The organism is Thermosyntropha lipolytica DSM 11003, from assembly GCF_900129805.1.
In the GTDB taxonomy this organism is placed as follows: Bacteria; Bacillota; Syntrophomonadia; order Syntrophomonadales; family Syntrophomonadaceae; genus Thermosyntropha; species Thermosyntropha lipolytica.
This window is the reverse complement of sequence record NZ_FQWY01000028.1, coordinates 17233-28044: the sequence shown is the minus strand read 5'-3', so window position 1 is coordinate 28044 and position 10812 is coordinate 17233. Positions and strand designations below refer to the sequence as shown.

Sequence of the window (10812 nt, the reverse complement as noted above, 5' to 3'; positions counted from 1 at the left end):
GGTTAATATAATACTGAATACCGACAATCTGGAAATAGCCAAGACTATAGCCAAGATGATGAGAGGGCCTTCCGGAGGATTTTCCACGGTGCGTGCAGTAGGCTTCCGCTTGGAGGACCGCAACCAGGTAGCGGTATCCATGAACATGTTCGATACCGATGCTACACCGATATACCGGGCTTTAGAAGTGGTAAAATTTGAAGCTGCCCGTTATGGTTTAGAGGTAGTAGGTACCCAGATAGTAGGAACCGTACATTTAGATGCGCTCCTTAACTGTGTAGAATACTACCTGCGCCTGGTAGACTGGGATCGCAAGCAGATTATTGAAAATCATCTCATCGGACTGTAAAATAAAAGCATAAATAGGGTAAAGGAGGCAGGTTATTTACTGCCTCCTTTTTTGTTAGCATTTTCCTCTTGCGGGGAGGTAGGATTTTAAGCTGTGAAAGTCGAAATAGGGTAAAGGATGGAAGGAGAGGAAAGGGAATGAAAAGAGGTAATATATTTCTGCTGGGAGCAGTATTGACCTCCCTTATTATTACCCTTGATCTGGTATGGAATTTGCCCGTGGGGGTAAGGACTGTGCTTTTTTTACTGGCCGGACTTGCTCTGACCTATTATGCTGCGCTGAGCTATAAGCTGGACCGGGAAAAAGAAGCTTTAGAGGATATCATAGCCATCGCGAAGGAGATAGAAAAGCTGGTTGCCCACAAGGCTTTCTCCTGGCCGGTAGAAGAATGGATAAAAAGGGTGATTCCCTGTGGGGAAGTAGTCTATGGTTTAGAGGGAGAAAATAAAGGGCGAAAAGAGGTACTTGCCCGGCTGCTAGCGGGAGCTGATAGCGAAAAAGGGATGATTATAAACCACCCATCGGAGCTAAAAAAACTGGGGCTTAAGGGTGAGGTAAAATCTTTGCTGGTTTTGCCGATGAAAAACGAAGAAAAAGAGGGGGTTTTTTGCTTTAACAGCCAGGAGGGAGGTTTTAGCAGATATGATTTGACCCTGCTTAAGCTTTTGCTGGATAAAGTGACAAAAGAGAAAAGGAGAATGGTTATGCAAGGCGAGAGGGAAAAGTGGTTAAGGGAACTGGTGTATGTCATGCTGCGGGCTTTAGAGAGTACCACTCCTCTTTTTAGCGGACATGGCGAGCGGGTAGAAAAAATTGCGCTTCTTTTGGGAGAAAAGCTGGGCCTTACCGAGGAAGAAAAAGAGGTTTTATCCCTGGCGGCTCTTTTACATGATATAGGCCGCTCTATCCCTCATCCGGAGGAGGAAGGAGAAAAAGACCTCCATGCTGTTTACGGGGCCGAGCTTTTTCCGCAGGATGGGCGATTAGGGGAAATAAGAGAAGCGATTTATTATCATCATGAACGCTATGATGGGAGCGGCATACCTGAAGGCTTGAAATATGACGAGATTCCTTTTATTTCCCGCATAATTGCTGTAGCTGATGTTTATGATGCCGTAGTCTATATAAACCGGGAAGATGAAAACTTAAACCATGATCTGGGGAGAGCTGTTATTAAAAAAGCCCAGGGCCGGCTTTTTGACCCCCTGGTAGTTACGGCTATGGAAGAAGTGGAAAAAGAAATCGAAGCTGTTTACTCTGCTGCCAGGTAAAGTTACAGGCCCTGTTTTACGATAAAAACATATATAAGGTATAGTTAAGGGAGCAGATTTTCTATGCAGATAAAGAAGAGAACGGAAAAAATTATCAGCTGGAGCATAGCCTGGGCTTGTTTTTTATTTATCATACTGGGGCTTACCGGGGGAAAATCCCTGGGGGTTACAGCAGATGAGATATGGCAGAATGCTTCTTTATATACCGGGCAGCTGAACCTTGACAGCCGCCATTATGATAACAGTACAGGTTATATCTTAAAAGAATGGGGAGGAAGCGAGCCGGCTCAGGACAGTGAAGGAAGAGGGATAAGCAAAACCGCGCTTTTAAGCTGGAAACCCGGGGTTCTGACCGTGAATTATGCCGATATTTTAGGCAGGCAGAAACAGTCAACGGATAAAGAGGTTTATGGGCGTTTGCTGCTTTCCCTTCCTGCTGATGTGGCATATGCAGATGGCAACTACCGTTTTGTGGTTAAGACAGGAGAGAAAGAAGCTGAGTTCTACAAGGATTTGCCGGAAGGGAAATTTGCCCTTCCTCTGGTGAAGGATACAGAAAAGCCTTATGATCCTCTAACCAATCCGCTGCAAAGATCACAGATAGCCTGGCGGACGGCAAGCGGGTGGGTAAAGCTGTATATCTATCCGCGCAGCGAAGCCGAAGCCAGACTGGAGCTGGCTGTGCCCCATTCGGCTTTAAACAAGCTGGAACTGGATGAGAGCTATTATAATAGTGATGGGGTACTTTATGCTGATCTTAAGGATCCAGCAAGTGAGCTTATCACCCCTGACGGGATAAAGGTTAGAAAAGAAGGGCTTTTAAGCTGGAGCACGGGGATAGTGCGGGCCAATTATGCTGATACGCTGGCCAGGCAAAAAAGCTATGATGCCAGTGATGTTTCGGTTTATGGCGTGATAAAGCTTAAAATGCCGGGATACAGCGGGCTTTTGATTATCAAAAAAGGAGATGAAGATGCTTACTTTTCTCCCGTTGCTGATGGCATTATAGCCGTTCCTTTGCTTGCTGACATCTATAAGCCGTATGATGGGGTTTCTAATCCTCTGGTAAAGACTACCGTAGCCTGGAAAGATGAAAATGGCCTGTGGAATAAGTTTACTCTGGTGCCGCTTTTGCAAACCGAGCAGATTTTGCAGGGAGCAGCTCTGGCTACCAAATCTCCGGCTCTGGCACCTGTTTTATATAATGAAAAAGGAGAGCTTTATGCCGATGTGGTAAATAAAAGCGGGGTTTTGCAGGCTAAAGACGGGAAGACAATCCTTACCCGGGATAATGTTTTATCCTGGAGTGGAGGATTTTTAGCGGTCAATTATGCGGAAACCCTGGCCGGGCAAAAGACGGAAAAAGGAAACGGCTATCTGGGGCTTTCCTACCCGGAAAACATAGCACCGTCGGGGGATACACCCCGCCTGGTGATAAAGGTAGAAGGCCAGGAAGCCCGTTTTTATGAAGAAGAAGGAAATATCCTGTGGCTGCCTTTGCTTAAGAAACCGGGGCTTTCCTATCATCCCCAGAGTAATCCGCTGCTAGAAGTACAGCTGGCCTGGAGGACAGAAGGAGGCTGGCAGAAGATAACGATAAAACCTCAGCGGGAATCGCGCAAACCGCTTCTTAAATCCCAGCATCCCTGGGCAGCAGATACTTCCATCTGGTTTGATGAGAAAAGCCTTTACCCTGCAACGATAAACGGCAAAGAGAGGTATTTTGTCGAAGCAGTTTTTGTTGATGATGATGGGACTTTGCAGCGGGGGAATAACTTTTTAAGCCTTTTGCGGCAGTGTGAAGTGGTGGTAGCCGGTGGAAGTTCAGGTTCTATGGTAGATGAAGAACTTCTAGACTATGCAGAAAGCCTGGAGGGGGAGAAAAAGGAAGCTTTTATAAACCAGTATCTTTTTATAAGGGATACAGCCCGTAAGCAGGTTTCCCTGCGCCTGCCGATCAAAAAACTCCTTACGCAGAGCCGCTATGAAGTAAGGATCACCTCTGGCCTGGTGTTTTATGAAAACGGGGAAGGAAATGATTTTATAAGCTGGACTTTTACCACCATGGCCGTACCCCAGATAACCGACATCTATGTGGGAAGTATAGGTGAAGATTATGATGCCTCTTACCCTCTCATAATAAGAGGAGATTTTTTCTACCGTTCGGGGATAACGGTTAAATTCAACGACATTGAGGCTTCCCGGGTGGAAGTAGCTGTGGACAGCCAGGGCAAACCTTATCTTAAGGTTTATTTGTCGGAAGGAAGCAGACGGCTGCCGCCGGGAGTATATGATATTAAGGTCATAAATAACAGTAATGAAAATTATAAAGCTGTTCTGGCCGGCAGGCTGAGCGTAGTGCCCAGAGGAAAAGAGAAACTGCCAGGAGAAGGAGAATGGAAGCGGGAAGCTGCCAGTTATGGAGAAGTGATCGAAAGCCCGGACAGGAGGGAAGCAGTTCTCTACCTCAAGCCTTCCTGGCAGGACAGGAGCTATATCTTTCTGGATCTGGAAGAGATTATGCCGGGAAATTTCAGCCTTCGTAAAATAATGTTTAAAGGCTACCGCTGGCCGGTTATCAGGGAGCTTACCGTGCGGAGCCGGGAAGGAGAAGTGGTTTTTCGCAATATAAGGGTAAATGGCCAGGCTGAAGATACGGTTATTACGCTGGGCAGAATAAATCCAGCTGCTATATCGGCTGTAGGCTATCAGCTTCCCCATTACCGGATACGTTCTCACCTGATAGCGGTAAAAGCGGAAAATGCCGCATTTACCGGCATAGAAACCAAGATTTTCTTTCCGGCCGAAAAGGGAGAAGTTTTTAAAGTGGTGCGCTATGATGAAGATTACCGCCGGTTTTATGACATACCGGCCCGGATAGATTATTTAAACGGGGAAGCGGTTTTTACTACAGTTAAGCCGGGGATATTTGTCTTGATAGAACCTTAAAAAGGGGAGAGGCTTTTTATGTATAAGAAAAGCTTGAGATGGAAGAGTTTTATTACCCTGCTGGCGTTCATATTTACCGGCATAATAGGGCCGGCCGGGGTTGCTTATGGTTTTGATCCCGATAATTTTACGGTTACGGAGATCACCATCGGCAAGACTTTTAACCGGGATCGCAATCTTACGGGAACTTATGTGCTTATAAGGGGAACCTACCTTAAAGATGCCGAGGTAGGGGTAATAACCGATGCCCAGGGTTATAAGCCGCTTAAGAACCGGACCGTCAACTCGGAGACCATACTGCAGTTTGAGTTTGCTGAGGATATAAGGATTTCTTCCCTAGTTATCGGGCCGGGGGATATAAATGTAAGCGAAACAGCAGCTATGCCTGCCTTAACCGGCATTGAGCGCAAGGTGAAGGTAGGGGAAGAAGTAACCTTAACCGGAACCAATTTAGATAGATTAAAGAACGATGCTGATCTGGAAGTAAAGATAAATAATATCGTAATCAATAAAGATCGGATCAGCCTTTTAAGCCCTACCCAGGTTAAGATTGACATGTCAGAAGGAGTTCCGGGATTGCAGACCCTGGTATTTACCCACAGCCGGACCGAAGGTTTGGTGGTAGGAGGAACAGTAAGGTCTAATCCGGTGGTAAATATTAAGTATACTTACCAGGACCAGTTCCTTCTGGTGCAGGATCTGGACATATCTGATGATCTGGAGATGTTCCCCAACCGGGGGGAAAAAGGGGATACGGTGTTTTTCCGGGCCAGCAAGCTGGATGATTATGATGTGTTTTTTATAAAGAGCCTGGATGGAACTGATCCCTATACCCTGCAAAACCGGGGACAAAATCCTACTTTTAAAGCGAATGCCGAAGGGGATATAGATATCCTCACCGTACAGGTGCCGAATATTCCTAAAGGCGAATACTATGTGGTGCTTACCAATAAGGTTCCCCCGGGCAAGGATCCTATGCGGGAAGTAATAAGCGAATGGGTGGTTAAAAAACCGGGAACGGATATACCGGAGATTTTCACCGTCATTGATGCCAGCCTTAAGCCCAGGATTTACAGCATCCAGCCGGCAGAAGGGCCGGATTCCGGTTCTCCGGCGGTCATCTCCGGCCAGTTTTTGGGAACCCTTAATATAAGCGATCTGGCTTTAAGTGAAGGACTATCTCCAGAAGTAATGATAGGGACCGACGGGGAAAGCCTGGTCAGAAGATGGGGAGATACCAGTTCGGTTATAGGTAATTACAAAAATACGATTAATATAACAGAAGTTACCCGCCAGATTACAGTAATTATAGGAAATAAGGCGAGTTTCAGGGAAGGTTCCAGTTTTACCCGGGATCTAGACCGCATCCCTATAAATGTTCCGCTGGTAACGGATGCAGCTACAGCCCCGGTAAAAGATGTGATTGTGGAAATTACTACGGTTTTGACAGATATGAATAACAACACTTATACCTTTAAAGAGCGGGCTGTTTTAGCTAAAGGGTATAAATTTATTCCCAGCATGGTACAGCCGGAAGTAAAAAGTATTGTGCCGGATAAAATCGAGGTGATAAAGGGGACAGGAGATAAGTATCATCTGCCGGAAGACCGGCTTATAGCCCTGCACGGCCAGAATTTTATGATCACCCGCTTTGAAAAGGATGGAGAAATTATCACCCGTTATCCGGTAATAAGGCTGGGCGAGATTGAACTGGACAAAAATAATGAACCTGGCCTCACGGTCTATGTCCTTAATAAAGACGGGCAGATACTGGATGGCAGTAAAGGCAATGAAATAGGAACTAAGATTATTGCCCTGATTCCAGATAGTAAAAATATAACATCTACTTCCCTGGGCAAAACCTTTGTGGAAGTGGTAAACCCGGTACGCAATTCGGAAAACCCGGGGCTTTCCCATCGGGTGCCGGATATGGTGGAATTTGTCGAGGTAGCCCCTAACCGCAAGCCGGTTATTGAAAAGGTTTTTCCTGATGTAGTTACCGTTGACGGGGGAGAAGAAGTTGTAATCGAAGGCAGTAATTTTGCGGAAGGGGTTAAGGTTTTCCTGGATGGCGAAGAAGTCAAGGGGATTAAAAGGCAGGGAGATGGCAAGAAGATAACCTTTACTGCTCCTAAAGGCAGGGAAGGAGAAACCCAGCTGCAGGTCATGAATCCGGAAGGAGGCATGGCTACCTGGCCTTTTACCTATGTAAGGGCATATACTAATCCGAAGATTACCGATTTTAATCCGAAAAGAGGCAATACCGGCACTATAGTGATGATAAAAGGGGATAATTTCCTGAAGCCTGATCCTACGGCCGGGGAAGATGCAATACTAAGACTCATAGGTACCCGGGTATTTCTGGGAAATATCGAGGTTAATGAATATAATATTGATCCGAATACGAGAAAAATAAAGCTGGAGAATTACACTCCGGGCAGCGGGGTGGAACCTGTTTTCAGCCTGGATGATGACGGCCGTTTGCAGCTGGCCCCTTATTACCATGCCGTTATTTATCAGGATCAAAAGGATCAAAGCGGTCGCTTTTTCGCCCTGGATGTAACTGCCCGGGGGGAGATAAAACTGAGTGATGGAGCAGGCACGGTTTATACTATCTATGCCCAGGGGGGCAGCATAAAGGCGGATAGAGAAGGTGGTGGCCTTTTTGAATTGAAGGTAAAAGATAATAATAAAGCAGCCTTTGTGTTTGAGGATGATAATGGCAATATCCACCTGGATGTAACAGCGAAAACCTTATACAAGGTAGAAAACGGCAGGATAACCGGCTGCCGGGTCAAGGTAGTGGACCGCAATACGATAATCTTTACCGTGCCGATTCTGGAAGCAGATGGCTATTATGACTTGACCGTAATGAATCCGGATACCAGGAAAGATAGCAGGAAAGGAACGAATGGCTTTTATTACTTTACCCACCCCCAGTCAAAACCGCGCATTGTGGAAATTATACCAGTTGAAGGTTCGGTAAGCGGAGGGTATGAAGTAGAGATAAGAGGTAGTGATTTTATCGATGATGGGCAGCAGAAGACGCGGGTTTATGTAAATGGAATAGAGGTAAAGGCAGAAGATACCAGGATCAATCCCCACGGTACTGTAATTACTTTTAAGATGCCTCCTTATCCCGGCAACCTGCGGGAGGATAAAGGAACTGACCGGCTGGCCGTTCCGGTAGTCGTTGTCAACCCTGATGGGGCCTCGGACAGCCGGGAAAAAGGTTTTATCTATGTTGTGCCCCGCAGCTATCCTACCATAACCAAAATTGTGCCGGCGAAAGGAAGTGCTGCCGGTGGCGATATAGTGGAGATTACCGGCAGTGATTTTCGCTATTTTGAACCGTATGATGATATTAACCGGGATCAGCTGTGGAGTTTAGGAGAACCTTTTCATGATCTCAACGGGAATGGGGTTTGGGATGATTTGCTGACTAACAGAGGATTGGCTGAACCTCAGCCTCTAGACCACCCCATATACAGCTATTACTATACTTCGCCCATTTTGCCCCGGGTATATTTCGGCGATAAGCCGGCCCGGATTGTCGAATTTGACCGGGGCTATATAAAGGTAATAACCCCGCCCGGTGGGGTAGGTACGGCAGATGTTTACCTGGTAAACAACGATTCCGGCATATCCAATAAGGTCAAATTCAGCTATGAAGGCTCTAATCCGGTTATAAACAAGATAGTGCCGGGAGAGGGGCGTAAACAGGGCCGGGAAAATGTGGAACTCTATGGAGCCGGTCTGGCGGCAAGCCAGATAGAAGTATGGCGGGATAATAATAAATATACTAAACAGATGCCTCTGGTGCAGTTCGGCAGCATTTCCAATGCCGGCATTCCCCGGGAACAGGAAAATTCGGGGCGTATTGACAGCGGCCGCACCACGGTAAAACTGGAGGGGGGATTGGAAGTTGAATACCGTTCGGCAGGAAGTTCGGCCAGCCTGATCTTCCGCCTTACCGAAGCCGGCAAGATTTATGAAGCAGCTTTTGACGGCTATGATGACGGGGTTAAGTTTATCGATGCGGAAAGTTTTATCTCTACTGCCGATGGGGTTACCCGCTATCCAGGCTATGAGCTTATAAAGGTAAAGGTAGAAGATCGCAGGCTTATCGTTGAGCGGGGCTATGCTCCAGAGGCGGTTCTGGTAAATGCCAATCAGATAACCCTTAAAACCCCTTCTTACTATACTGTAGGCAAGGTGCCGGTTACCATCTACAATCCGGACGGAGCCAAAGCCCAGGGAAGCTTTGTTTATAAAAACCCGGACAGCAAACCGAAGATAACCAATATAACCCGGGATGGCATTAATCCCAAGGAAACCAGCGTAAACGGCAAGGAAATAAGGCTGCTGGAAGTAAACTATAAAGGAAAAAGCCTGATAACTGTTCTCGGTGAAGATTTCCGCGAAAATGCCCGGGTGCTGATAGGGGATTTCCTGACAATTGAACCTAAGGATATTGTATATACCCTGCCGGGCAAGCTGGCTTTTACCATGCCGGTAGTGGAAGAGAACAGGATAGGCAAGCTCTACAAGCTGGTAGTGGTAAATGAAGATGGCGGAGTAGCCGCTTCCGATGATATGCCTTATGGAGCAAAGCCTATTTATATCCAGTTTACCAAAGGAGAAACCCAGCCGGGGCTGGAGAAGGCAGATCCAGTACGCGGACCGGCCAGCGGAGGAACGGTGGTAAAGATTGAAGGCAAGGATTTGCGCGGTTCGATGGAAGGTTATGAAGGCCGCAAACTGAAGGTGTTTTTTGGCGGCCGGGAAGCCAGCCAGGTTATAGTGGTAGATTATAAAACTGTCTATGCTGTATCCCCGCCGCAGGAGCCGGGCAAGAAATCTATACGCTTAGAAAATCCGGATGGCGAAACCGTAGAGCTAAAGGAAGGTTTTGAATATATAAGTACTCCGGCGATAACGGCCATTGTTTCCCCTTCTGATCCGGCTGAGGCTACCCGTATACGGGAGATTTCTGCAGCCGGAGGGGAGGAGATCAAGATCAAAGGGCGCGGCTTTATGCCGGGGGCCAAAGTAGTGTTGATCCCCGTGATCAAAAAGGCTGAGACCGGGGATAAGGCTGACCTGTACAGGGTAAAAGATGAGGTAAAAGAGGTAGCGGGCAGCAGGCTTACCAGCAAAGAGATTGATTATTATACCCTGGCAGAGGGTATACCGGCGGGGGAAGTCAAATATATAGATGGGGAAACCCTGACAGTAAAGGTGCCGAAAGGAAAACTGGGGGGCAAAGGAATCATCGTTATAAATCCCGACAAGGGATGCAGCGACATCTATGAGGATATAATCTACACCTTGCCGGGCATAAGCGCACCTTTAGGGGTAACGGCAGAAGTAGTAATTGACCGCTATAATGATACTGACCTTTATATAAAGGTCAACTGGAACAAGGTAGAAAAAGCTTCCCAGTATGATGTCTATGTTATAGAGGATGGCAAAAATCCTCAATTTGTCGGGACTACTGATCTGACTTCTTTTATCTATAAAGACATAAAGCCGCGCACTGCTTATAAGTTTGTGGTAAAGGCAGTGGGGGATTTTGGGTCTTCACCTTATTCGGCGGAAAGCAATGAAGTAAAAACCGGAAGCCGGGTAGGATATGTAGATGCTGATGGGCCTTTAGCGGAAAAGACAGAGATAACGCGCCAAGGGGACCTGCTGGAAGTGGTGGTAGGGAGAAAAGATTTTTCCGCCCGCAATCTGGTGATTGATACCACCCGGAGCGAATGGGCTAAGGTCCGCCAGATAGTTGTCAGCATCCCTGCCGAGGCGGTAGCCAGCACGGCTGCACGGGATATAGAAATCAAAGGAAGCGATTTTGTTATCAAGTTTAATCCCGGGGTATTCAGGACTAATCAGGTTTTAGAGGCCAGGAATAAGGCTGATGCCGGCATCAGGATGACACTGGATCTCCAGCCGGCAGGAGCAAGGCCGGCAAACAGCCTGGGAAGGATGCTGGATCTTAAGGCGCAATTTTTCCAGGGTAAGGAGAAAAGAGATATTTCTTATCTTGCCCGCAATATGTCTATTGTCCTGGATTATGACATAAAGATGGCTAGCAGCCGGCGATTTAGCGGCATAAGCCTGGTGCGCTACAATCCTTACCAGGATAGATGGGAAGAAGTAGGGCTTTCCCGCCCGGTTACGGGAACCCTGGGGGAGAGCATCAATCAGCTGGGACGCTATACCCTAGCAGGCAGGAGGTAG

Annotated in this window: 3 protein-coding genes and 1 pseudogene; all 4 read left to right on the top strand. The window is 47.1% G+C overall.

All coding sequences use genetic code 11. The features are described from left to right. Positions 1-349, top strand: a pseudogene (locus tag BUB92_RS08060) (glutamate formimidoyltransferase); the annotation flags it as partial. Between the two features lie 137 nt (positions 350-486). Continuing rightward, positions 487-1620 (top strand): HD-GYP domain-containing protein, encoded by a 1134-nt coding sequence (locus BUB92_RS08055; RefSeq protein WP_073092627.1) that lies wholly within the window; start codon positions 487-489, stop codon positions 1618-1620. 63 nt (positions 1621-1683) lie between these two features. Continuing rightward, on the top strand, positions 1684-4569 hold the full coding sequence (locus BUB92_RS08050) for a hypothetical protein (protein WP_073092624.1): 2886 nt from the start codon (positions 1684-1686) through the stop codon (positions 4567-4569). Positions 4570-4587: 18 nt separating this feature from the next. Then, positions 4588-10812, top strand: coding sequence for an IPT/TIG domain-containing protein (locus BUB92_RS08045; RefSeq protein ID WP_073092621.1), 6225 nt, complete (start codon positions 4588-4590; stop codon positions 10810-10812).